The sequence below is a fragment of the Pedococcus sp. KACC 23699 genome (assembly GCF_045348425.1).
Taxonomy (GTDB): Bacteria; Actinomycetota; Actinomycetes; order Actinomycetales; family Dermatophilaceae; genus Pedococcus.
Genome location: NZ_CP157483.1, coordinates 2,090,276 through 2,112,592, shown reverse-complemented (window position 1 = coordinate 2,112,592; position 22,317 = coordinate 2,090,276). Strand labels below are relative to the sequence as shown.

Here is a 22,317-nt window from a genome sequence, read left to right as displayed (position 1 = left end):
GTCAGCCCTCGTCGATGACCTTGCCGCCGAGGATGCGCTCGATGACCGGGCGACCCACGTCGCCGACGGCCTCGATGTCCTCGTCGTCGTCACTGGCGGCGCTGTCGTCGGCGACGTAGGTCTCCGGGGTGCGCTCGGGCTCCTCGGCGGCGACCTCGGCCTTGGCCCGGGCCAGCAACGAGCCGGGCGGTGGAGGTGCCACAGCGATCGCGGGAGCGCCGGGAGCGGACTCCGTCGCCCAGGAGGGACCGCTGCCCGGGGCAGCGGGCGCGCTGGCCCAGCCACCGTCACCGGACTCCGGCGCGGGGGCGACGGCGCCACTCGCGGCGTAGGCCGTGGCTGCACGTCCACCGGCATCGGCCTGGGCCGCCCCCGTCGGGGTGGTACCTGTCGGGGCGCCGCCTGTCGGGGTCGAGCTCGTCGGTGCCCTGCCCGGCGAGCCGCTGCCACCTGAGGAGTCGTCGGAGGAGCCGGAGCCCTGCTCGTGGAAGCCACGGGAGGTCTCCTGCGCCGTCACCACCGGGTGGGACTCGCCGCTCGGCGCCGAGAGCCGGGCGTCGGGCACGGGGATGCCCTCGACCCGGGCGTCGACACCGAGCACGTCGATGAGGGCCTGGCGGACGAGGTCTGCGTGCGGACCGTGTCGGAAGGTGTTGGCGATGCCGACGGTCGAGATGCCGAGCACGACCTTGCGCCCGTCGAAGTCGTGCACCGTCGCGTGCTCGGACAGCAGCGTCCAGGTGGTGCGCTTGTGCTTGAAGATCCAGGCCAGGATGTCCGGCCAGGCGCGACGGATGGCAGCGGTGTCCAGGCCGCCGGGCGACGCAGACGCTGCCGGGGCCGGCTGGGCCGCTGGGGGCGTTTGGGTCGCTGCAGGCTGGGGTGGCCCGGCTCGACGCTCCTGCTGCGGCAGCACAGACGGGTGCGACCCGGGGGCGGCCGGCGCGGGAGCGGCCGGCGCAGGGGTAGCTGGCGCAGGGGTGGCCGGCTCGGGGGCGGTCGGCTCGGGCTCAGGGGTCGGGTCCTGGGCAGGAGTCGTGTCCCGCTCGACGACCGGCGTCGCCACCGTCGGCGGTGCCGAGAGAGGGGTCTCGGGGCGCTGGGGTGCGGGGCTTGCCACCGTGGCAGTGGCGGGCTCGACCGCTGCCGCAGGCCCCGGGGAGGCGACTGGTTGCACCGGCGGCTGGGCGCGGGCCGCCTGCGAGGGCACGCCCTCGACGTCCAGGCGACGCTCGAGGCGGTCGAGCCGCGCGGCATACCCGCTCTCGCCGGAGGCGCCGGGCAGCAGGACGCGCGCACAGATGAGCTCGAGCTGGAGGCGGGGGGCAGTGGCGCCGGTCATCTCGGTGAGGCCGGCGTTGACGATGTCGGCGGCGCGCGAGAGCGCACCCCCACCGAATGCCGCGGACTGCTCCCGCATGCGCTCGAGCTGGTCCTCAGGCAGGCCGCGCAGGACGGAGGAGGCGCCGTCGGGGATGGCCGCCACGACGATGAGGTCGCGCAGCCGCTCGAGCAGGTCCTCGACGAACCGGCGCGGGTCGAGCCCGGTCTCGATGACGCGGTCGACCTGGTGGAACACCCCGGCCGCATCCCCCACGGCGAAGGCGTCGATCGTCGCGTCGAGCAGCTCGCCGTCGGTGAAACCGAGCAGGGCGGCAGCACTTTCGTAGGTGAGGCCCTCGTCGGTCGAGCCCGCGATGAGCTGGTCGAGCACGGAGAGCGAGTCACGCACCGAGCCGCCGCCCGCACGGGTCACGAACGACAGGACTCCGGGAGCGACCGTGACGCCCTCCTGCGTGCAGAGCTTCTGCATGTAGTCGGACAGCTGCCCGGGCGGGACCAGCCGGAACGGGTAGTGGTGGGTGCGGCTGCGGATCGTGCCGATGACCTTCTCGGGCTCGGTCGTCGCGAAGACGAACTTCACGTGCTCCGGCGGCTCTTCGACGATCTTGAGCAGGGCGTTGAAGCCCTGCGGCGTGACCATGTGGGCCTCGTCGATGATGTAGATCTTGTAGCGGCTCTGGGCCGGGCCGTAGGACGCGCGTTCGCGCAGGTCGCGGGCGTCGTCGACACCACCGTGGCTGGCGGCATCGATCTCGATGACGTCGACCGAGCCGGAGCCACCGCGGGCCAGGGCCACGCACGAGTCGCAGACCCCGCACGGGTCGGGCGTCGGGCCCTGCTCGCAGTTGAGGCAGCGCGCCAGGATGCGGGCGCTGGTCGTCTTGCCGCAGCCGCGTGGGCCCGAGAAGAGGTAGGCGTGGTTGACCCGCCCGGTGCGCAGCGCCTGCATGAGCGGCTCGGTGACGTGCTCCTGGCCGATGACGTCGGCGAAGGACTCGGGCCGGTAGCGGCGGTACAGGGCGGTGCTCACGGTGGGAACCCTAGTCGGGCCACCTGACACGGCACAGTCGCTGTCGAACACCCGGAGCGGCCCGGCTCCGCACCCCCAGATGCCGGTGCCAGACTGTCGGCGACGACAGGAGATCCATGGCCGCGCGACGCAAGCAGAGCAGTACCACCGAGAAGACCAGGGCGACCCCGCTGGTGCTCGAGGTGAAGGGTGCCGGCAAGGACATCGAGGGGGCGGTGCTGCTGGCACCGATCGACCTCAAGGCCAAGGCCGGTCAGTGCATCGTGCTGCGCGGGGCGAACGGCAGCGGCAAGACGACCCTGCTGCGCATCCTCGCGGGGGCGCTCGGGCCGTCGGTCGGCAGCGCCACCTTCAACGGCCTGCCCCTCGACGAGCGCGACCCGGCCACGCGCGCCGGCGTGGCCTCCCTTGTGGGCTCCCCCACGTCATACCGGGACCTGACCGTCATCGACCACCTCGTCCTCATCGACTCCACGTGGGGAGGGCAGATCTCCACGGCCGACGAGCGCGCCGACGAGCTGCTCGAGACGCTCGAGATCGACCACCTGACCGAGCGCTTCCCGCACGAGCTGTCCTCGGGTCAGCAGCAGCTGTTCCACCTGGCGATGGTGCTGTTCCGGCCCTCGTCGGTGCTGCTGCTCGACGAGCCCGAGCAACGCCTCGACACCCACAAGCGCGAGCTGCTCACCCGGTTGCTGCTCGAGCGCAAGGCTGCGGGCACCACCCTCGTCATCGCCTGCCACGACCCGGCCATGACCGAGGCGATCGCCGACCGCGTCGTCGACATCACGGGCGCATGAGCACACCCGACGAGGCGTCGACAGGACCCGCGACCGACCGCGAACGCCTGGCCCAGGCGCGCAAGGTCATCCGCGGCGGGCTGCCCGAGCACGGCAGCGGCAACGCCATCTACACCGCGTACGTCGCCGTCATCGCCTCGCTCGTCTACGGGGTGCCGGCCTCGCGGGCGTTCTTCAAGTTCGTCGACCCCAGGTGGATCTCCCAGCACCTGACCGGGGTGCAGGGCGTCCTCGTCGTGGGGACGGTCATCGTGGGGGTGCTGCTGCTCGGGTACCGGCTCGGCTCGGTCCGCGGCCCGGTCGTGCCCGACCTGCCCTACCTCGACCACGTCGCCACCAGCGCCCTCGACCGCGCCGTCGTCCTGCGGCGCTGGTGGCGGATCAGCCTGGTCGGCTGCCTCGTCGTCGGGCTGCTCGCCGGGGCCGTGGTCGGCACCGGCATGGTCTCCGCCGGGGTCGCACCGCTGGTCGTCCTCGTCCCGACCACCCTGGGCGGGCTCGCCGTCGGGCTGGCCTTCGGCGGCTCGTGGCTCTGGGGCCAGGTGCGGTCCTGGCCCACCGGCGACCGCGGCGTCGCGACGGTGCTGCGCGGTCGGCGCTCGCTGCGGGCGCTGCACCACGTCGGCCTGCGCACCCAGTCCGCCCGGGCCGTGACCATGGGCGGGGCCGTCCTCGCCGGCGACCTGCGCGCCGCCCGGCTCGACGTGGCGGCCCCCGGCACGCGCCTGCGCCGGACCCGGCTGCGGGCCCGAGGTCGGATCACCGTCGTCGCCGAACGCGACCTGCTCGGCCTGCGTCGTTCGCCGGGGTCGTTCGTCGTGGGTCTCGTGCTCTCCGTCGCCGGGTGCTGGGCCCTGGCCCACTCGACCACCCCGGGGGTGCCCAGCATCGTCGCCTTCGCCGGCGTCCTCGCCGCCTACCTCGGGTATGGCGCGTGGTCCGAGGGGATGCGCCTGCAGGGCGACAACGCCGGGACGCCTGCACTCATCGGGCTGCCGTTCGGTGAGGAAGCCCTGGCGCACCTCATCAGCCCCTCCGCGCTGTTCGCCGCCGTCGCCGTGATCACCGGCGCCGTCGTCGCCACGACGACCACGGCCGGGGTGGCGGCGTTCTTCTGGCCGGTCGCGATGACCGCGCTGCTGGCCGGGACCCACCTCATGGCGGCGTTCCGCGGGCTGCCGCCGGTGACGCTGTTCTCGCCCGGCTCGGCCGTGGTCTCGGTCGGCTTCTGGTACTCCCGCCCGCTGCTGCTCGCCCTGATCGGCGGCGTAGCAGCGACCGCCCTGCTTACGCACTCGGGCTACAGCAACGCGCTCATGGTCCTGGCCCTCGCGTCATACGCCGCCGTGATGTTCGGCCGGCGCCGGGTCCGCCTCCTCGACGAGGCCCACCGCGCCTGACCCCGGAACGAAGAGGGACACCCCGCGTACCTGGAAGAGCTCTCCTACCCTTGCTGCATTCCTGCCCTGGGGGAGTTCGGAGAGGTACCACCACGCGGGGTGCCTGCGGCAAGTGTAGACGGGGCCGTGCCGTGGCAGCGAATCCCCTCTTGAGACACTGGTGCCCATGACTCCGCTGGTGCTGTTCCGCCGTCTGGCCATCGCCGAAGCAACCACCTGGGCGCTCCTGCTGACCGGCATGGTCCTCAAGTACGGCACGAGGACGACCGAGCTCGGCGTGCAGGTCTTCGGCATGGTTCACGGTGTCGTGTTCATCGCCTACTGCCTCGCCACGGTGTTCGTCGCCGTCAACCAGCGCTGGTCCGCCCGCGTGACGCTGCTCGGTCTCGTCAGCGCGGTGCCGCCGTTCATGACGGTGTGGTTCGACCGGTGGGCCGAGCGGCGCGACCTCCTCGAGGGCGGCTGGAGGCTCGCCTCCGGGGGCGAGGCGCCGCGCTCGGTGCCCGAGAAGGTGCAGGCCTGGATGCTCGCGCGACCCGTCGCTGCGGCCGCCGTCGCCCTGCTGGCAGTGGCCGCACTGACCACCGTGGCCCTGCTCGTCGGGCCTCCCGCGAGCTCCTCCAGCTGACGATTTCAGGACACGGCCCCAGCCCGTGTAGCCTCGCCCGCGGAGGATTCGCATAGTGGCCTAGTGCGCACGCTTGGAAAGCGTGTTGAGTGAAAGCTCTCAGGGGTTCGAATCCCCTATCCTCCGCCACACGAGTAGGGCCCCGAGCACGCGAGGGGCCCTTTCTCATGTCCGGGTGCCGATGGTTCGAGTCGCCGTTCGAGGTGAGCTCGCCGACGGTCTCGTGGCGAGCTCACCTCGAACCGGCCGTCGCGTGCGGCCGGTCGGCCTTGGTCCGAGGAGGACTCGTGGGGGAGGATTGGCGCACGGGGTGCACCGTGCTCGCGCGCTCAGCGACGCCGGGCAGGTACCGACCGGGTGCTCCGCGCCCGGCGGTCGGCACCTGAGACGACGGAGGGCAGATGGCGCGGCAGATCTCGTGGCGGGGCGTGCTCAGCCAGGATGGCGCCGGTGACGGCCGACGTCCCGAGACACCGGTGTGGCGGCCGGGCACTCCCGTCGTGCCCCCGCGCTCGATCACCGAGGCCGTGCGGGTCATGCAGTTCGCCGGGGTGCTCAGCCTCCTCGAGATCCCTCGCGCCCTTCTCACCAGGAGCGACCTGAGGGCGGCCTTCGCCGGGGAGGCCCGTGCCCAGGGCGTAGCCGCGAGCGCGGCCGACCTCGACCAGATCGTCACGCTGAGCCTGACGATCTCGGTCGTCTACGCGATCGTCTCCGCCACGGCGTGGTTCACCATGGCCAAGGCGACCCGGCAGGGATCGAGGTGGGGACGCTGGATCGCCTGCGTGTTCATGGCCGTGGCGCTCGGCGTGTTCTTCGGCGGCCTCCTGCCAACCGCCGGGGTGCTGGCGCGGGTCCTCCCGATCGCCCTGCTGATGCTCGGGGTGTGGGCACTCGTGCTGTTGTGGCAGAAGGACTCCTCGGCCTGGATCCGCTACAGCACCACGCCCGAGGACTGACCCGGCGCAGGTAGATGCGTGGTCAGCGCCTGCGCGCGGCGCCGACCACCTCGAGGCGCGTGCCGGATGAGGTGCGCCGTCCGCGTACCGGGCGGGATGCGGTGCGGACGGGGTGGGGCGCGCTGCGTACGGGGTGGGATGCGCTGCGTACCGGGCGGGGCACTGCGCGCGGGGACCTGCCTGTCGACGTGGGCGGCAGGGCGGCAGGACGCCGCAGCTCCTTGCCGTCGTGGACGGCAGCCCCGATCCCGACGACGAACAGGCCGACGAGGAACAGCAAGGCGGGCACCGAGCCGGGCGCCATACCGTCATGCGCGCCGACCGGGAACCGACCCGACCCCGCCTGGGCGTCGAGGCTGGCCGAGACCGCGAGCGCACCGCTGACCAGCGAGAGCGCCGCACCCGCGATGGCGAGGGGACGTCCAGTGCCCTGCATGCTTGCCTCCAGGCTGATCACGTCCCAGGGCGAGGAGCCCTCCCCCACCTCGGGCTGGCGATGATCCCGGTGGTCAGAGACCTGCTCAACCTGCAAACGGCGTACCTGGAGGGCGCGACCGTTCAGCGCGTCGGGCGCCGCTTCGGCCGCACCGTGGACCACGGACTGTGGCGCGAACGCCGCGGGAGTCCCACGATGGGGCCATGAGCAACGGTGCCTACCGCGCGGCATACGACGAGAGCCTGGCCGACCCGGACGCCTTCTGGGGCCGTGCCGCGCAGGCGATCGACTGGATCACGCCGCCCCCGCGCGTCCTCGACGACGACCGGCCACCCTTCTACCGCTGGTTCACCGGCGGCACGCTCAACACCTGCTTCAACGCCCTCGACCGGCACGTCGCCGCCGGCCGCGGCGACCAGGCCGCCCTCCACTACGACAGCCCGGTGGCTGCCACCAGGCAGACCTTCACGTATGCCGAGCTGCTCGACCGCGTCGCGACGTTCGCCGGCGCGCTGGCCTCGCTCGGGGTCGACAAGGGTGACCGCGTCATCGTCTACATGCCGATGGTGCCGGAGGCCGTCATCACCATGCTCGCGTGCGCGCGGATCGGGGCGGTGCACTCGGTGGTGTTCGGCGGGTTCGCGCCGGCCGAGCTCGCGGCCCGCATCGAGGACGCCAAGCCGACCGTCATCGTCTCCGCGAGCTGCGGCATCGAGCCGACCCGCGTCGTGGAGTACAAGCCGATGCTCGACGCGGCCCTGGACCGCAGCAGCCACAAGCCCGAGTCGGTCATCGTGCTGCAGCGCGAGCAGGCCCGGGCAGCGGTCGGCGAGCGCGACACCGACTGGGAGGAGCTCGACTGGGAAGAGCTCGTCGCAGACGCCGAGCCTGCCGACTGCGTCGAGGTCGCCGCGACCGACCCGCTCTACATCCTCTACACCTCGGGCACGACCGGGCGGCCCAAAGGCATCGTCCGTGACAACGGTGGCCACGCCGTCGCCCTGCGCTGGTCGATGGAGAACGTCTACGGCATCGGCCCCGGCGACTCGTGGTTCACCGCCAGCGACGTGGGCTGGGTCGTCGGCCACTCCTACATCGTCTACGCGCCGCTGCTCACCGGCGCGACCACCGTTCTGTACGAAGGGAAACCGGTCGGGACGCCGGACGCGAGCGCGTTCTGGCGGATCATCGAGGACTACCGCGTCAAGGCGATGTTCACCGCGCCGACCGCCTACCGGGCCATCCGCCGCGAGGACCCCGAGGGACGGCTCATCGCCGAGCACGACCTCTCGTCGCTGGAGACGGTGTTCCTCGCCGGCGAACGCCTCGACCCCGACACCTGGGAGTGGGCCTCGCAGCGGCTCGGCGTGCCCGTCGTGGACAACTGGTGGCAGACCGAGACCGGATGGCCGATCGCCTCGAACCTGCGTGGCCTCGAACCGATGCCGCTCAAGCCGGGCTCCCCCACCGTGCCCGCCCCCGGGTATGCCGTGCACGTCCTCGACGACCGGGGCCGCCAGGTGCCCGCCGGCACCGAGGGGGCGATCTGCCTCAAGCTGCCGATGCCTCCCGGCACCCTCCCGACCCTGTGGCGCGACGACGAGCGGTACGTCGCCGGCTACCTGTCGGCGTTCGACGGCTACTACCTCACCGGGGACGGTGGCCTGGTCGACGAGGACGGCTACCTCTACGTCATGGGCCGCACCGACGACGTCCTCAACGTCGCGGGGCACCGGTTGTCGACCGGCTCCATCGAGGCGGCCCTGGCCGGGCACGACGCGGTCGCCGAGTGCGCGGTGATCGGGGTGGCCGACGACTTCAAGGGCCAGGTCCCGCGCGGGCTGGTCGTCCTCAAGTCCGGGATCGACGTCGAGACCGAGGGGGAACGAATCCGGGCCGAGCTCGTGCAGCGGGTCCGCGACGAGGTGGGTGCCGTGGCCTCCCTGCGACAGGTCGACATCGTCAGCGCCCTGCCCAAGACCCGGTCCGGCAAGATCCTGCGCAAGACGATGCGCGAGATGGCCGACGGCAGGACCCCGGTCGTCCCCGGGACCATCGAGGACGCCGGCGTCCTCGAGACGCTCGCCCCCGTGCTGAGGCCGACGACCTAACCTCCTGCCTGTGCAGGGAGTGTTCACCGGGTTCGTCACCATCGCCGTCGTCATCGGCGTCGGTGCGCTGCTCGCCCACCTGCGTGTGGTCGATCTCGGTGCGCAGCAGCTCCTTTCGCGGCTCGCGTTCTTCGTGGCCAGCCCCGCGCTCATGGTCATCACCCTCGGCCGGGCTGACGTGCACGCCGTGCTGTCGGCCAACCTCGTCGCCTCCGGCACCGCCGTGGTCGTGTGCGTCGCCCTGTATGCCGCCCTGGCCCGCTGGGTCTGGCACCGCGGCCTCGGTGAGGGGACCATCGGCGCGCTGTGCGCGTCATACGTCAATGCCGGGAACCTCGGCATCCCTGTGGCCAGCTATGTCCTCGGGGACGCGGCCCTGGTCGCACCGACCTTGCTGCTCCAGCTGCTCGTGCTCCAGCCGCTGGCCTTGTCGCTGCTCGACGCCGACGCCCGGGGCCGCCCGACGTCGGTGTGGCAGGTGGTCGGGCGACCGTTCAAGAACCCGCTGACGCTGGGGTCGCTCGCCGGGCTCGGGTTGTCGCTGACGGGGTGGACCCTTCCGCCGATCGTCGCCGACCCGCTCGCGCTCATCGGCAACATGGCCGTGCCGTCGATGCTCATCGCGTACGGCATCGCCCTGCGCCTCGGACCCGGGCTCGGGAAGGCGGGTTCTCTGGCCGAGCTCGCGACGACCTCGACGATCAAGCTGCTGCTCCAGCCGGCGGTCGCGTGGTTCGTCGGCGCGGTCGTCCTCGGGGTCCACGGACACGCGCTGCTGGCCATCGTCGTCACCTCGGCCCTGCCGACGGCGCAGAACATCTTCGTCCACGCCACGCGCTACGGCCGCGGCACGGTGCTGGCCCGCGACACCATCCTCATCACCACGGTGGGCGCGGTCCCGGTCATCCTGCTGGCCGCCGCCGTCCTCGGCTAGGCGAGCGCGCCACGTCACCGGGCCGACCGCCTTCGCCGACGGCCAGGCGGCGACACACCTGCTGGTGCAGGCATGGGGGTGTTGGTCAGCCGACGACCGGGCGGAGCCAGGTGTGTCGCCGACTGGGCCACCTGGGGACAACTCCGAGCACGCCCCGCCCTGGCGGTCACACTCGACCATGGCCGCACGGGGGGACGACCACACGCGAGGCTCTGACCCGACTGGGCGGGGTGTCGGGCCGCTCGGTGCTGCTGCTCCACGTGACGAGGGCCGAGCTGGACCGATCGGTGCGGTCGGGGGACGTGCACCGGGTCGCTTGGGGTCGTTAGGCACTGCCCACCGACCTCGAGGCGCGGCGGGCGGCCCAGGCCCTCGGGGGCGTCGCGATCCTCCTGAGCGCGGCCGCCCACTGGGGATGGGCCCGGCAGTGGGAACCGCGCCGGCCGCAGGTTGCCGTCCGGCGTGGACGCCGCCTGACGGCCGAGCGACGACAGCCGTATATGACGTGCGCTGGCGGGCGATCCCGCCCGAGGATGTGGTCGACGGCTGGGTGACCGGACGCGAGCGCACGGTGCTGGACTGTGCTGTCCTCCTCGCGTTCTCCGAAGCCCTGGCCGTCGCCGACTCGGCCCTGCGCGCCGGTGTGGACCGTGCGAGCCTCCTTGCACGGGTCGAAGGGCTCGACCGCCAGCCGGGCGGGTGGATCTCGCCGATCGTGCGCTGCGCATCGTCGTGGAGGGCGAGAGCGTCGAGTTCCACACAGAGCGTGAGGTCTTCGACCGTGACTGCGCGAGGTACAGCCGATTGGCGGCCGACGGGTGGCTGGTCCTGCGCTTCAGCTGGACCCAGGTCATGAACCGACCGGACTGGGTCAGGACGGTGATCGCTCGCGCCGTCGCGCAACGACAAGGGTGAGCCGGCCGACCGGCCGGCGACACGCCATACCTCTCAGCGTGGGCATCAAGGCGTATGGCGCGTCCGGCGCGAGGTGGTGTGTCGTTGACTGGTCGTGTCCTGCGGGAAGACGGGCGCCGCAGGATCAGCGGGAGCGGCGGGCGGTGCCGAAGATCGAGCGGGTGATCTCACGACCGAGCACCGTGCCGGCCGACCGCAGCGCGGACTTGAACGCACTGGACTGCACGACCTGCTCGACGATGCTGGGCTCCGCCTTGGCCGGACGGGCCGGCTTGGGCGCGGCCGGCGCCTGGGAAGGCGCGGCCGGCGCCGGGACCGGCGCGCCGGGGGCGGGGGCGGCCTGCGCGGCAGGCGCCTGGTTGAGGCGGGCCTGGAGCTTCTCGTACGCCGACTCCCGGTCGACGACCGCGGCGTACTTGGTCGACAACGGTGAGGCGGCGATGAGCCCGGTGACCGTGGCCTCGTCGGACGGCGCCATGAGTGACTGCGGCGCGATCATGCGGGTCCACGCCACCGGGGTCGGCGCGCCCTTCTCGGACAGCACCGTGACGACGGCCTCGCCGGTGCCGAGGTTGGTCAGCAGCTCCTCGAGGTCGTACCCGCTGTGGGGGTAGGTAGACACCGCGGCCTTGAGCGCCTTGGCGTCCTCGGGGGTGTAGGCGCGCAGGGCGTGCTGGACGCGGTTGCCGAGCTGGGCGAGCACCCCGCTCGGCACGTCCTTCGGGCTCTGGGTGACGAAGAAGACGCCGACCCCCTTGGACCGGATGAGCCGTACGGTCTGCTCGATCGCCGACAGGAACGCCTTGCTCGCGTCGGCGAACAGCAGGTGGGCCTCGTCGAAGAAGAAGACGAGCTTCGGCTTGTCGGCGTCACCGATCTCGGGCAGGTCGTGGAAGAGGTCGGCGAGCAGCCACATGAGGAACGTCGAGAACAGCGCCGGACGGTCCTGCACCGCGGGCAGCTCCAGGCAGGTCACCAGCCCCTTGCCGTCGGCAGCCGTGCGCAGCAGGTCGGAGGTGTCGAACTCCGGCTCGCCGAAGAACGCGTCGGCGCCCTGGTCGGAGAACGCGATCAGCTCACGCAGGATGACGCCGGCCGTCGCCGACGAGAGGCCGCCCAGCGACTTGAGGTCGGCCTTGCCCTCGTCGGAGGTGAGGAAGGAGACGACCTCGCGCAGGTCCTTGATGTCGAGCAGTGCGAGCCCGTTCTTGTCGGCGTAGTGGAAGACCAGGCCGAGGCTCGACTCCTGGGTGTCGTTCAGCCCCAACACCTTCGAGAGCAGCGTCGGGCCGAACGACGTGATCGTGGCGCGGATCGGGATGCCGTGCCCGAGGCCGCCGAGGGAGAGGAACTCGGTCGGGTATGCCGTGCCCACCCACTGCTGCCCGACCTCGGTCGAGCGGCTGGTGATCCGGTCGTTGGCGACACCGGCCGTGGCCATGCCGGACAGGTCTCCCTTGACGTCGGCGAGGAAGACCGGGACACCCTGGCCGGACAGCTGTTCGGCCATGAGCTGCAACGTCTTGGTCTTGCCGGTGCCGGTGGCCCCGGCCACGAGGCCGTGCCGGTTGAGCGTCGCCAGCGGCACCTTGACCGGTGCATCGGGGTGGGCCGTGCCGTCGATGACGGCGGCCCCGAACAGGAGCGCCCCTCCGGTGAAGGCGTAGCCCGCGCGGATCGCATCGAGCTGCTCGGAGGACTGCGCGGACGGCTCGGGACTCGCGTTCTCGGTCACCTTCGGCACTCTAGTGCGGCCCCCGGACCCCGCGCAGGGCCAACGCGAGCACGCCTGGTGCGGCTGGGGCCTTGCTGAGCGCGGCTGGGGCCACGCGCGCCATACCCCTATGGTGGCTGGGTGATCTTCAAGAAGGTGGGCGAGGGAAAGCCGTATCCGGACCACGGCAAGGACTCGCCGCGGGACTGGGCCGAGGTGCCCCCGCGCATGGTCCGCCTCGAGGAGCTGATCACCACCAAGCGCACCCTCGACCTCGGGCAGCTGCTCGCCGAGGACTCGACGTTCTACGGCGACCTGTTCGCGCACGTCGTGGAGTGGGAGGGCAACCTCTACCTCGAGGACGGCCTGCACCGCGCCCTGCGCGCCGCCCTTCAGCAGCGACCTACCCTGCACGCGCGCGTCCTCGTGCTTGACTAGCCCCCGCAGCAGGTCGGCGTCGCACCGGGGCGCCTGACACAGGCGGAGGTGGGTGTGAGCTACATCGTCGAGTCGGGGGCATCGAGCTCCCGTCGCAGACGACGTCGCCGTGCCCTGGTCACCCTCGGGCTCGCGGTGCTCATGCTGTTCTTCGCCTTCTGGTACGCCTACTCCTACTACGAGGCGTCCGACCACACCCGGGCGGTCCCGCGACCGACGTGCACCCCGACCGCAGGACCACTGCTGCCGGCGCAGGTGACGCTCAACGTCTACAACGCGACCGACCGAGCGGGCCTGGCGGCCAAGACCGCGACCGAGATCCGCAAGCGCGGCTTCCGCGTGGCCACCGTGACCAACGACCCGTTGCAGCGCAAGGTCGCCGGCGCCGCCGAGGTGCGGTTCGGACCGAGTGGCGCGAAGGCGAGCAAGCTCGCCCTCGGGCTGGTCAAGGGCTCGAAGGCGGTCAAGGACAGCCGCACCGACTCCTCGGTCGACCTCGTCCTCGGCGTGAAGTTCACGAAGCTGGCCGCGGCCCCCAAGGCGACACCGAAGCCCACGGCCACCCAGCCCGGGGGCTGCTGACCCGTCAGCCGGCCGTCCCGCGCGGGGCCCAGTCCTCCCGGCGCAGCTCGTACTCGACCTCGCCCTGCTCGCTGCCCGGCACCGGCTCGTCGTGCTGCTCGTGGAACCCCCGGGCGAACTGCATGCCGATGCTCGTCATCGTGGCGCGGGAGCCCGCGTTGACGGCCATCGTCTGAGCGAAGACCCGGGTCAGGCCCACCACCTCGAACCCGTGTCGGAGCAGCTCGCGCGACCCCTCGCTGGCGTAGCCCTGCCGCCAGTGCCGCCGCAGGACGCGGTAGCCGAGGTCGGCCTCGCCGACCACCGGCTCCTGGCTCGGGCCGTGGGGTGGCGTGAGCATCCACAGACCGACGAACCGTTGCCGGGCAGGACCCTCGACCGAGCGCAGGAAGCCGACCCACATCCCGAGCCCGTCGACAATCCCGGCGCGGGCGAGCCGCTGGTGGTGGTTGCGCTCGACCTCCTCCCGCGTCCGGGGCCGGCCCCACAGGAAACGCAGCACCTCGGGATCGGAGTCCAGCTCCACCTCGAGCTCGAGGTGGTCGTCGGCGAGCGGCACGAGGTCGAGGCGGGCGGTCTGGAGGAGGGGCTGCGGCATGCGCCCACGGTGCCGCATCGTCGGGCTCGTCGGCGAACCGGGACGCGGGGTGCCGTGCCGACGTAGGCTCCCAGCATGATCACCGTCGAGCTGGCGCGGAGCCTGGTCGAGGGGGGCGTGCTCTGGGAGCCGACCCCCGGCGACCGGTTCACCATCGACCAGCCGAACGTCGCGGGTGAAGTCTTCTGGATCAGCCACCTCACCATCGACGTGCTGACGTTCAAGGGCCAGCCACTGCTGGGTTTCAACGGCACGACCGAGTGGGCCCTGGACTCCGTCACGCTCGACACCGCCCTGTGGCTCCCGCGCGAGGACCAGCTCCGCGAGCTGCTGGGAGACCGGTTCGCCGGCCTGCACCGCGACGGCGACACCTGGGTGGTCGAGGTGACCGGCGCCGACGGCCGGGCGACGTTCCGCGCCGCCGACACCGAGTGCGCGTATGCCGAGGCGCTGCTCAGCCTCGTCTGACCGTCACCTCCGGCGCGGTTCCGGGCCTCAGCCGGCGGGCTGGGTCACCGGGACCACGGGCACACCCATCGAGGTCGTGGTCTCGGTGACGTGGGCAGCCGTGCCCGACCCGTCGCCGGCATGGTCCTCGGCCCCCGGACGGACCGGCGTCGGCATGCTGGAGAGCACCACGGCCGTGCCGACCATTGCGAACAGCAGGGCACAGCCGAAACGCACCAGCGCCTGGTTGACCGACAGGTTGCCGTGCAGGACGAGGAAGGCAGCGGGGGCGAACAGCATCGCGCCGAGCAGCACGCTGGACCTGTAGCGGCTCGGGCCGGTGGTCGAGGCCATGTCAGGACACCACGCTCTCCACGACGTCGACGACCCCTGCCGTGGTCAGGCGCAGGTGGCCGCCGAGCTCTGAGTAGGCGAGCACCGCGAGCTGCGGTGCGCCTGGTTCGACGAGGCGGCGGACCGCCCGCCGCAACGGCTGGGCGCAGACGAGCACCGGCTGGACACCCGACTGCTCGGCCTGTTGGGAGACGCGGACGGCCTCGGTCGCCAGCCGCTCCGCGAAGTAGGGGTCGACGAGGAGCTGGACGCCGTTCTCCCCGCCGCGCAGGGACTCGAGCAGTCGCTGCTCGAGTCGCGGCTCGAAGGTGAGGACGTGCAGCTCGCCACCGACCGCGTGCGAGGAGGCGATGGCCGGGCCGAGGGCGAGACGGGCCGCCTCGACCAGGCCGTCCGGGTCGGTGCTGACGCGGGCCCGCAGGGACAGGGCCTCGAAGATCCTGACCAGGTCGCGGATGCCGACGCTCTCGGCGAGCAGGCCCTGCAGGCAGCGCTGGACCTCGCCGAGGGTGAGCGGTGACGGCGTCATCTCCTCGACGACGGCCGGGTGCGTGGCGCGGACCGCCTCGACGAGCAGCTTGACGTCCTCGCGGCCGAGCAGCTCGTGGGCGTGCTGGCGCACCGTCTCCGCGAGGTGTGTGGTGACGACGGAGGACCGGTCGACGACGGTGGCCTCGACGGCTTCGGCCCGACCACGCTGGGTCACCGGCACCCACTTGGCTTCGAGGCCGAACACGGGTTCGCGGGTCGGCGTGCCCTCGAGGGCGTCGAGGTGGTCGCCGATCGCCAGCACCATCCCGGCCGGGGCGACTCCGCGGGCGACCTCGACGCCGTGCAGGCGGATGGCATAGGTGTGCTGCGGCAGGTCGATGTTGTCGCGGGTCCGCACCAGCGGGATGACGATCCCGAGCTCGTGGGCGAGCTTGCGGCGCAACGCCTTGACGCGGTCGAGCAGGTCACCGCCCGAGCTGGTGTCGACCAGGCCGATGAGGTCGTAGGAGAGCTCGAGCTCGAGCGGCTCGACCCGGATGTCGTGCGCGAGCACCTCGGGGCTGTCCGCAGACGGACCGGGCGGCAGGGCGGCGGCCGCGGCACGCTCCTCAGCCGCCTCCTTCTCACCGGGCTTGGGGAGCTGGCGGGCGATGATGAGGGCCGCCCCACCGACGAGGATGAACGGCAGCTTGGGCAGGCCCGGGATGAGGGCGAGAGCGCCGACGGCGACGCCCGCGAGCTGCACCGCCTGTCGCTGGGCGCCGAACTGGGCGACGAGGTCGCTGCCCATGTCCTGGGCGGTCGTCGCACGGGTGACGATGAGGCCGGTCGACATCGACATGAGCAACGCGGGGATCTGCGAGACGAGCCCGTCGCCCACCGACAGGAGGCTGTAGGTCGCCATCGCGTCCGTGATGCTCTCGCCGCGCTGGACGACACCGATGATGAGGCCACCGATGAGGTTGACCAGGGTGATGACGATGGCGGCGATCGCATCGCCCTTGACGAACTTGGAGGCGCCGTCCATCGCGCCGTAGAAGTCGGCCTCGGCCGAGACGTCGGCGCGGCGGCGACGCGCCTCGTCCTCGTCGATCAGGCCGGAGTTCAGGTCGGCGTCGATCGCCATCTGCTTGCCGGGCATCGCGTCGAGGGTGAAGCGCGCGCCGACCTCCGCCACTCGCCCGGCACCGTTGGTGATGACCACGAACTGGATGACCACGAGGATGATGAAGATGACCAGGCCGACGATGATCGAGCCGCCGACGACGAAGTGGCCGAAGGCGTCGATGACCTTGCCGGCGAACCCGTCGAGCAGGACGAGCCGGGTCGCGCTGACGTTGAGCGCCAGCCGGAACAGCGTGCCGATGAGCAGCAGGGACGGGAAGACCGCGAAGTCCAGGGGCCGCTTGACGTTGAGGGCCACGAGCAGGATGAGCACCGAGAAGGTGAGGTTGACCGCGAGGAGCATGTCGAGGACGACGCTCGGCAGCGGCACCACCATCATCACGACGATCGCGACGATGCCCCCAGGGATGCCGATCTGCCCGATGCGGTTCTTCAGCATCGGGGCTCGGCGTGCACGCAGTGGGGGACGGCAGCTGTCATGGCATGCCTCCTATCGGCGCAGGGCACGAGGACCTGAGGTTTCGGCCAGCTGCGCCGGCGTCATCCGCGCCGCGTGCGGGTTGCGGTGGAACCCTCGCGCGGCCCCGCGCTGGCGCAGCCCCATGACGAAGACGAACACCGCGGCGACGGCGTCATACAGCTCGGCCGGGATCTCGTGCCCGAGCGGGCAGTTGCGGTAGAGCATGCGGGCCAGGGGCACGTCCTCAACGAGGGGCAGCCGCAGGGCGACGGCGTCCTCACGGATCTTCGCGGCGACGAGGCCGGCACCCTTGGCGACGACCCGTGGGGCACCGCGACCCGGCTCGTAGGCGAGCGCGACGGCGACGTGGGTGGGGTTGACGAGCACGAGGTCGGCCGAGGAGAGGTCGGACATCATCCGGTTGCGGCTCATCTCGCGCTGCTTGCCGCGGATCATGCCCTTCTGCAGCGGGTCGCCCTCGGCCGACTTGTTCTCACGCTTGATGTCCTCGAGGCTCATCTTGAGCGAGGAGTTCATGCGGCGGCGCTCCATGACGTAGTCCGCGGCCGCCAGGACCAGCCCCACCGCGGCGATGACGCGCAGGATGGACAGGGCGGCACCGGTCGCCGCGCCGACGGAGGCGCCGAGGGACCACTCACCGCTCGTCGAGATCTGCTCGGTCACCGACTGCACGGAGTGGTAGCCGATCCACCCGAAGACCCCGAACTTGAGCAGCGTCTTGACCAGCTGCCACGCGGCGTGCGCCCCCACGAGGTTCTTCAGGCCCTTGGCCGGGTTGAGCGTCTCGAACTTCGGCTTGAACTTCTTGGCGTAGATGCGGATGCCGCCCTGGGCGGCGTTGCTCACGATCGCCGCGACGACCATCGCGCCCAGGAGCGGGGCCAGCAGGAGCAGGCTGTGCGACCCCGCGTCCTTGAGCACCCCGATGGCGACGCCCGGGTCCGGCTGGACGATGACGCGCTGGAGGTCGCTCAGCAGGTCGCGGAAGAGGTCGGCGAGGTCGCGGACCAGCTTCGGGACGAGCACTGAGGCGACGAGGACCGCGACCCAGGCGCTGAGCTCCGCGGTCCGCGGGATCTGCCCGTCCCGCTTGGCCTCCTGCTTGCGTTGCGGGGTGGGCTTCTCGGTCTTGGACGCCTTGTCGCTCACGAGCGCGTCCCCATCATCGCGGCGACCGACACCATGTCGTGGGTGGCCTGGTCGAGCAGCCGGCTGACCGCGCCCGGCAGCAGGGCGAAGGCCACGCCGGCGAGTGAGATGGCGAGGATGATCTTCACGGGAAAGCTCATGGCGAAGATGTTGAGCGTGGGCACCGCGCGGCTGACCAGCCCGAGGGCGAGCTCGGCGAGGAAGAGGACGACGAGGACGGGCGCCGCGATCTGCAGGGCGCCCGCCAGGAACCGGCCGAGGTCCTCGGTGGCCAGCCGGGACAGGTCCCCGATGGACAACGGCCGCAGGGGCACCGTCCGGAACGTCATCATCAGGCCGCGCACGAGGACGAGGTGGCCGTTGGCGGCGAACAGCAAGGTGATCGCGAGCAGCTGCTGGATCCGGCCGAACATGCTGCTGGACACGTTGGACAGCGGGTCGTAGAGGCTGGCGAGGGTGAAGCCGCTGGCCAGGTCGAGGAGCTCGCCGGCTGCCTGGATGACCGAGACCGCGACGTGCACGACGAACCCCATGACCATCCCGACGGCGACCTGCCACAGCGTGGCGCCCGCGATGCCGGGGAGGTCCAGGGTCGGGCCCGTGGAGCTGAGGGTGGGGAGCAGGCACAGGGCGAGGGCGAACGCCATACCGGCCTTGACGCGGGCCGGCACCGATCGGCTGCTGAACGGTGGGGCGATGGCGAAGAACGCGGACATTCGCACCGTGGCGAGCAGCAGCACCACGAGGGTCTCCGCCGACAGGGACGCCCGCATCAGCTGAGCAGCTGGGGAAGCAGGGCGAACATCCCCTTGGTGAAGGCCACCGTCTCCTGGAGCATCCAGTGCCCCGCGACGAGGATGACCGTCGCGACACCGATCAGCTTCGGGACGAAGCTGAGGGTGACCTCCTGCACCTGGGTGACGGCTTGGAGCAGGGAGACGCCGAAACCGATGCCGAGCGCCACGAGCAGCACGGGCATGGAGAGCTTGGCCGCCAGGATCATCGCCTGGAGGCCGATGTGCACCACGTCGGAGTCGGTCACGGTCGGTGCACCCCTCTCAGTGGTAGCTCTGCACGAGGGCGGTCGCGATGAGGCTCCAGCCGTCGACCATGACGAAGAGCAACAGCTTGAAGGGCAGCGAGATCAGGGCAGGCGGAAGCATCATCATGCCCATCGACATCAGCACCGAGCTGACGACGACGTCGATCACGAGGAAGGGGATGAAGACGACGAAGCCGATGATGAAGGCGGACTTGAGCTCGGAGAGCACGAACGCAGGGATGAGGGTCGTGAGCTTCACGTCGTCGGGGGTCGCGGGCGCGGCCTGGTCGCTCAGCTTGACCATCGTCGCCAGCTCGGCGGGGCGGGTCTGCTTCATCATGAACTGCCGCAGCGGCTTGACCCCCGCGTCGAACGCCTGGGACTGGGTCACCTGACCCTTGAGGTAGGGCTGCACCCCGGCGTCGTTCATCTGCGACAGGACCGGCGACATGATGAACAGGCTGAGGAAGAGGGCCAGGCCGGCCAGCACCTGGTTCGGCGGGATCGTCGTGGTGCCGAGCGCGTTCCGCGTCAGGGACAGCACGACGATGATCTTGGTGAAGGACGTGCAGAGGACGAGGAGCGCGGGGGCGACCGAGAGCACGGTGAGCAGCAGGATGATGCTGACCGTCTGGCTCGGCTTGCCGAGGCTGGGGTCGACCGAGACCGAGACGTTGCCGCTCGTCGTCGTGCTCGGGGAGGGCGACGGCGAGGGAGAGGGCGCCGGAGCCGGCGGGATCGTCGCCGTCGGCAGCCACAGCCCCGTCACCACGGTCGGCGTGAGGAGCCGGGGCGTACCGAGACCGGGAGCGACCAGGGTGACCGGCGTCGCGGACACCGCGGAGGTGGTGGCGCCGGCGGCCACAGCAGGTGCGGCGGCCTGGGCCGCGGCGGCGGACACCGCGACCGTCGAGAGTGCGAGGAGGCCGACGGCGACACCGCGCCGCAGCCACGACATCCCGGCCAGCTGCCGAGGCGCCCGGAGGAGCTCAGCCACGGCGGCCGCGCCCGACGCTGAGGACGAGGGAAGCCGCGTTCCACGGCCACCCGGCCGGGACCTCCGCGGTGCGCTGCTGGTCACGCCGGGCCGAGCGCGAGTCCGCGGCGACGATGGTGCGTGACCGGCGCGGCCCGCTGCCCGCAAGGGCCTGCCGCGAGGCGACCGGGGCGACCGTGGACGCGCGAGCCGCACGCGACCTGCGGACGCGGCCGCGCCTGGCGCCCTGCTCAGCGCGCCGGGCCTCGCGGGCGGCCGCGCGGGTCTCGACCAGCGGCCGGGTGGCCGTCTCGACAGGGGTGGTCGCGAACCCGGCCAGGGCCATCGCCCGGCTCTCGGCGATCGCCCAGGTCGGCGACGGGTCGGCAGGGGGCATGGCGACCGTGGTGATGGCCTCGTCCGGCCAGACGAACGGGGGCGTCGTGGCGGCGGGTGCCGGGGCGACGGGGGCGACGGGGGCGACGGGGGCGACGGGGGCGACGGGAGCAACCTCGGCAACCGGGGCAACCGGGGCAACCGTGGCAACCGGGGCAACCGGGGCAACGGGAGCGGCGGGGGCGACGGGGGCCGCGGCGGCCTGCGGGGCCGGGGCCGGAGCGCCCAGCACGCGGCGGATGGCGGCCGGGAGGGCGGCGGACAGGAAGGAGGGGGCGGTGGCCGGGCCGGCCGGGCCGATCGACGGGACCACCGTGAGCGGTCGCGCCACCGTCACGAGGTCCTCCTCACCGAGCTCACCGAGCACGGTCACCCCGCGCTCGGTGACGCCGAGGACCATGACCTGGCTGCCGACCTTGACGACCTGCAGGGTCGAGTTGCGGCCCAGGCTCCGACGGGTGAGCACGTCGACGTCGACGGTGGCCTTGCCCGGGCGCACCGAGCCGAGCCCCCGCTTGGAGGCCCAGCGGGCGAGGGCCACCAGCAGGACGAGGACGACACCCAACGACACGAGCAGGCGCAGGACCGCCCACACGATGGAGCCATCGGTCATGCCCGTGGCCGGGAGTCCGTGTCGGCGCTGACGACCTCGGTGATGCGGACGGCGAACTCCTCGTCCACGACGACGACCTCGCCGCGGGCCATCAGGGTGCCGTTGACGAGCACGTCGACCGGGCTGCCCGCGGCGCGATCGAGCTCGAGGACCACACCGGGGGCCAGCGAGAGGACCTCCTGGACCTTCATGCGGGTGCGGCCGAGCTCGACGCTGATGCCCATCTCGACGTCGCGCAGCAGGTGCAGGCGACGCGGGTCGACCTCGGCGAACGGTGAACCACCCACGAGCGGCTGGAAGGCCGCGGCGACGGCCGCTGTGTCCTCGACCGTGTCCTCGACCGAGGCCTCGACCGTGTCCTGGACCGGGCGCTCGGGCGCGACGGCGAACGGGGCGTCCTCGACGGGGGTCTCGGAGTACGTCATGGGGTGTCCTTCGGTGGGGGCGGGGTGGTTCACGAGGTGACGATCTGGGCGGCGAGCCGCTTGCCGTGGCTGCCGGGCGTGGCGGAGGCGACGGGCACGCCGTCCGCGGCGACGACGAGGGGCTCGGCGACGGGGTGCCGAAGCGGGACCACATCGCCCACGGCGAGCGAGAAGACCTCGGCCGAGGTGAGGGTCACCTCGCGGAAGGCGACGCTGACGTCGATCTCGACCTGCTGCAGCCGCTGCTCGACCGTGCGCGCCGCGACCGCGACCGGGCCGTCTGCAGGCGCCTGCACGGCGACCTGCTGGACCGAGGCCAGGATCGGCTTGAGGGTGGTCAGCGTCATGCAGAGCGTGGCCGTGGCGGCCTGGTCGCCGATACGGATCTCGACCTCGGTGGAGACCACGGGGTCGGCTGGTGCCGCGATCTGGAGGAACTGGGTGTTGGACTCGAGGGTGTCGAGGCCGGCGCGGACGGGCGCGAGGTTCTCGAACGCATACGTCAGCTCGGCGGCGACGCGCTGCACCAGGTCACGCACGAGGCTGGTCTCGATCTCGCTCAGCGCACGGATGGGCTGGTTGCGACCCCCGGCACCGCCGAGCAGCCGGTCGATGACGCTCATGACCACGCCCATGGGCAGCTGGAACAGGGCGGAGCCGGGCTGGCTCGCGAACGTCAGCACGGCCAGGAGGCTGGGGTTGGGCACGGTGCGGACGTACTCGTCGTAGGTCACCTGGCGCACCGACTGGACCCGCGCGTGCACGACCGTCCGCAGGGTCGTCGAGAGCACCGTCGACAGCTGACGGGCGAAGGTCTCGTTCGCGACCTGCAGGGCCCGCACCCGCTCTCGACTGAGCCGGCCAGGACTGCGGAAGTCGTAGGACAACGGCTCGGCACTCACGAACCCCCTGATCGGCAGGTCCGGGA

General features: G+C 72.0%; 23 protein-coding genes, 1 tRNA gene and 1 other RNA gene. 11 read left to right on the top strand and 14 right to left on the bottom strand.

The genetic code is table 11. The features are described from left to right. Window position 1: 1 nt before the first annotated feature. On the bottom strand, window positions 2-2,374 hold the full coding sequence (locus tag ABEG17_RS09920; RefSeq protein ID WP_406829307.1) for a DNA polymerase III subunit gamma and tau: 2,373 nt from the start codon (window positions 2,372-2,374) through the stop codon (window positions 2-4). A 116-nt stretch (window positions 2,375-2,490) separates the two neighbouring features. On the opposite strand from ABEG17_RS09920, the gene ABEG17_RS09915 reads away from it, so the two are divergent. Together ABEG17_RS09915 and ABEG17_RS09910 are read left to right on the top strand one after the other, a co-directional pair. After that, complete coding sequence (locus ABEG17_RS09915; RefSeq protein WP_406829306.1) at window positions 2,491-3,174, top strand: ATP-binding cassette domain-containing protein; 684 nt, start codon at window positions 2,491-2,493, stop codon at window positions 3,172-3,174. After that, on the top strand, window positions 3,171-4,574 hold the full coding sequence (locus ABEG17_RS09910; protein WP_406829305.1) for a hypothetical protein: 1,404 nt from the start codon (window positions 3,171-3,173) through the stop codon (window positions 4,572-4,574). Before ABEG17_RS09915 ends, ABEG17_RS09910 begins: the two co-directional genes overlap by 4 nt. A gap of 8 nt (window positions 4,575-4,582) precedes the next feature. On the opposite strand, the gene ffs is transcribed toward ABEG17_RS09910, so the two are convergent. Next, window positions 4,583-4,681: signal recognition particle sRNA small type (ffs, locus tag ABEG17_RS09905), an RNA gene on the bottom strand. Between the two features lie 59 nt (window positions 4,682-4,740). Between ffs and ABEG17_RS09900 the strand changes: the two genes are divergently transcribed. The 3 genes from ABEG17_RS09900 to ABEG17_RS09890 all read left to right on the top strand — a co-directional run bounded on the left by ABEG17_RS09900 (window position 4,741) and on the right by ABEG17_RS09890 (window position 6,161). Next, window positions 4,741-5,202: a DUF3817 domain-containing protein gene (locus ABEG17_RS09900; protein ID WP_406829304.1), complete on the top strand. Its 462-nt coding sequence runs from the start codon at window positions 4,741-4,743 to the stop codon at window positions 5,200-5,202. A gap of 41 nt (window positions 5,203-5,243) precedes the next feature. Beyond that, window positions 5,244-5,331: transfer RNA gene (locus ABEG17_RS09895), tRNA-Ser, on the top strand. A 272-nt stretch (window positions 5,332-5,603) separates the two neighbouring features. Beyond that, window positions 5,604-6,161, top strand: a complete 558-nt coding sequence (locus ABEG17_RS09890) for a hypothetical protein (RefSeq protein ID WP_406829303.1) — start codon at window positions 5,604-5,606, stop codon at window positions 6,159-6,161. Window positions 6,162-6,183: 22 nt separating this feature from the next. On the opposite strand, the gene ABEG17_RS09885 is transcribed toward ABEG17_RS09890, so the two are convergent. Next, entirely contained in the window at window positions 6,184-6,597 is a 414-nt protein-coding gene (locus ABEG17_RS09885; protein WP_406829302.1) for a hypothetical protein, read from the bottom strand. Window positions 6,598-6,800: 203 nt separating this feature from the next. Between ABEG17_RS09885 and ABEG17_RS09880 the strand changes: the two genes are divergently transcribed. The 3 genes from ABEG17_RS09880 to ABEG17_RS09870 all read left to right on the top strand — a co-directional run bounded on the left by ABEG17_RS09880 (window position 6,801) and on the right by ABEG17_RS09870 (window position 10,557). Further along, window positions 6,801-8,708 (top strand): propionyl-CoA synthetase, encoded by a 1,908-nt coding sequence (locus ABEG17_RS09880; RefSeq protein ID WP_406829300.1) that lies wholly within the window; start codon window positions 6,801-6,803, stop codon window positions 8,706-8,708. Between the two features lie 10 nt (window positions 8,709-8,718). Continuing rightward, on the top strand, window positions 8,719-9,642 hold the full coding sequence (locus ABEG17_RS09875) for an AEC family transporter (RefSeq protein WP_406833114.1): 924 nt from the start codon (window positions 8,719-8,721) through the stop codon (window positions 9,640-9,642). Between the two features lie 699 nt (window positions 9,643-10,341). Continuing rightward, window positions 10,342-10,557: a DUF559 domain-containing protein gene (locus ABEG17_RS09870; protein WP_406833113.1), complete on the top strand. Its 216-nt coding sequence runs from the start codon at window positions 10,342-10,344 to the stop codon at window positions 10,555-10,557. Between the two features lie 124 nt (window positions 10,558-10,681). Here the strand turns inward: ABEG17_RS09870 and ABEG17_RS09865 are convergent, their stop codons facing one another. Next, window positions 10,682-12,292 (bottom strand): helicase HerA-like domain-containing protein, encoded by a 1,611-nt coding sequence (locus ABEG17_RS09865; protein ID WP_406833112.1) that lies wholly within the window; start codon window positions 12,290-12,292, stop codon window positions 10,682-10,684. 120 nt (window positions 12,293-12,412) lie between these two features. Here ABEG17_RS09865 and ABEG17_RS09860 point away from each other — a divergent pair, with 120 nt between their 5' ends. Together ABEG17_RS09860 and ABEG17_RS09855 are read left to right on the top strand one after the other, a co-directional pair. Continuing rightward, window positions 12,413-12,709, top strand: a complete 297-nt coding sequence (locus ABEG17_RS09860) for a type II toxin-antitoxin system VapB family antitoxin (RefSeq protein ID WP_056915827.1) — start codon at window positions 12,413-12,415, stop codon at window positions 12,707-12,709. Window positions 12,710-12,763: 54 nt separating this feature from the next. Further along, complete coding sequence (locus ABEG17_RS09855) at window positions 12,764-13,291, top strand: LytR C-terminal domain-containing protein (protein ID WP_406833111.1); 528 nt, start codon at window positions 12,764-12,766, stop codon at window positions 13,289-13,291. A 4-nt stretch (window positions 13,292-13,295) separates the two neighbouring features. Here the strand turns inward: ABEG17_RS09855 and ABEG17_RS09850 are convergent, their stop codons facing one another. Continuing rightward, entirely contained in the window at window positions 13,296-13,889 is a 594-nt protein-coding gene (locus ABEG17_RS09850; protein ID WP_406833110.1) for a GNAT family N-acetyltransferase, read from the bottom strand. A 75-nt stretch (window positions 13,890-13,964) separates the two neighbouring features. Here ABEG17_RS09850 and ABEG17_RS09845 point away from each other — a divergent pair, with 75 nt between their 5' ends. Next, window positions 13,965-14,357: a hypothetical protein gene (locus tag ABEG17_RS09845; RefSeq protein WP_406833109.1), complete on the top strand. Its 393-nt coding sequence runs from the start codon at window positions 13,965-13,967 to the stop codon at window positions 14,355-14,357. Window positions 14,358-14,384: 27 nt separating this feature from the next. Here the strand turns inward: ABEG17_RS09845 and ABEG17_RS09840 are convergent, their stop codons facing one another. Genes ABEG17_RS09840 through ABEG17_RS09800 form a run of 9 tightly spaced genes read right to left on the bottom strand, consistent with a single transcriptional unit; the run spans window position 14,385 to window position 22,291 of the window. Then, window positions 14,385-14,690 (bottom strand): hypothetical protein, encoded by a 306-nt coding sequence (locus tag ABEG17_RS09840; RefSeq protein ID WP_406833108.1) that lies wholly within the window; start codon window positions 14,688-14,690, stop codon window positions 14,385-14,387. A 1-nt stretch (window position 14,691) separates the two neighbouring features. After that, window positions 14,692-16,746, bottom strand: coding sequence for a flagellar biosynthesis protein FlhA (gene flhA / locus ABEG17_RS09835; RefSeq protein ID WP_406833107.1), 2,055 nt, complete (start codon window positions 16,744-16,746; stop codon window positions 14,692-14,694). Window positions 16,747-16,797: 51 nt separating this feature from the next. Continuing rightward, window positions 16,798-17,937 (bottom strand): flagellar biosynthesis protein FlhB, encoded by a 1,140-nt coding sequence (locus tag ABEG17_RS09830; RefSeq protein ID WP_406833106.1) that lies wholly within the window; start codon window positions 17,935-17,937, stop codon window positions 16,798-16,800. Further along, entirely contained in the window at window positions 17,934-18,710 is a 777-nt protein-coding gene (locus ABEG17_RS09825) for a flagellar biosynthetic protein FliR (protein WP_406833105.1), read from the bottom strand. The genes ABEG17_RS09830 and ABEG17_RS09825 overlap by 4 nt, the downstream gene beginning before the upstream one ends. After that, window positions 18,710-18,979, bottom strand: a complete 270-nt coding sequence (locus ABEG17_RS09820; protein ID WP_406833104.1) for a flagellar biosynthetic protein FliQ — start codon at window positions 18,977-18,979, stop codon at window positions 18,710-18,712. The genes ABEG17_RS09825 and ABEG17_RS09820 overlap by 1 nt, the downstream gene beginning before the upstream one ends. 16 nt (window positions 18,980-18,995) lie before the next feature. Continuing rightward, entirely contained in the window at window positions 18,996-19,976 is a 981-nt protein-coding gene (gene fliP / locus ABEG17_RS09815; RefSeq protein WP_406833103.1) for a flagellar type III secretion system pore protein FliP, read from the bottom strand. Continuing rightward, window positions 19,969-20,964, bottom strand: a complete 996-nt coding sequence (locus ABEG17_RS09810; RefSeq protein WP_406833102.1) for a flagellar biosynthetic protein FliO — start codon at window positions 20,962-20,964, stop codon at window positions 19,969-19,971. Before ABEG17_RS09810 ends, fliP begins: the two co-directional genes overlap by 8 nt. After that, window positions 20,961-21,389: a flagellar motor switch protein FliN gene (gene fliN / locus ABEG17_RS09805; RefSeq protein WP_406833101.1), complete on the bottom strand. Its 429-nt coding sequence runs from the start codon at window positions 21,387-21,389 to the stop codon at window positions 20,961-20,963. The genes ABEG17_RS09810 and fliN overlap by 4 nt, the downstream gene beginning before the upstream one ends. 29 nt (window positions 21,390-21,418) lie before the next feature. Beyond that, window positions 21,419-22,291, bottom strand: coding sequence for a flagellar motor switch protein FliM (locus ABEG17_RS09800; RefSeq protein WP_406833100.1), 873 nt, complete (start codon window positions 22,289-22,291; stop codon window positions 21,419-21,421). Window positions 22,292-22,317: the final 26 nt, after the last annotated feature.

Coding starts and splice junctions, on each gene's coding strand:
- flhA (WP_406833107.1), bottom strand. CDS start 16,746: ATGCTGAAGAACCGCATCGGGCAGATCGGCATCCCTGGGGGCATCGTC.
- ABEG17_RS09845 (WP_406833109.1), top strand. CDS start 13,965: ATGATCACCGTCGAGCTGGCGCGGAGCCTGGTCGAGGGGGGCGTGCTC.
- ABEG17_RS09880 (WP_406829300.1), top strand. CDS start 6,801: ATGAGCAACGGTGCCTACCGCGCGGCATACGACGAGAGCCTGGCCGAC.
- ABEG17_RS09900 (WP_406829304.1), top strand. CDS start 4,741: ATGACTCCGCTGGTGCTGTTCCGCCGTCTGGCCATCGCCGAAGCAACC.
- ABEG17_RS09885 (WP_406829302.1), bottom strand. CDS start 6,597: ATGCAGGGCACTGGACGTCCCCTCGCCATCGCGGGTGCGGCGCTCTCG.
- ABEG17_RS09910 (WP_406829305.1), top strand. CDS start 3,171: ATGAGCACACCCGACGAGGCGTCGACAGGACCCGCGACCGACCGCGAA.
- ABEG17_RS09840 (WP_406833108.1), bottom strand. CDS start 14,690: ATGGCCTCGACCACCGGCCCGAGCCGCTACAGGTCCAGCGTGCTGCTC.
- ABEG17_RS09825 (WP_406833105.1), bottom strand. CDS start 18,710: ATGCGGGCGTCCCTGTCGGCGGAGACCCTCGTGGTGCTGCTGCTCGCC.
- ABEG17_RS09890 (WP_406829303.1), top strand. CDS start 5,604: ATGGCGCGGCAGATCTCGTGGCGGGGCGTGCTCAGCCAGGATGGCGCC.
- ABEG17_RS09850 (WP_406833110.1), bottom strand. CDS start 13,889: ATGCCGCAGCCCCTCCTCCAGACCGCCCGCCTCGACCTCGTGCCGCTC.
- ABEG17_RS09810 (WP_406833102.1), bottom strand. CDS start 20,964: ATGACCGATGGCTCCATCGTGTGGGCGGTCCTGCGCCTGCTCGTGTCG.
- ABEG17_RS09915 (WP_406829306.1), top strand. CDS start 2,491: ATGGCCGCGCGACGCAAGCAGAGCAGTACCACCGAGAAGACCAGGGCG.
- fliN (WP_406833101.1), bottom strand. CDS start 21,389: ATGACGTACTCCGAGACCCCCGTCGAGGACGCCCCGTTCGCCGTCGCG.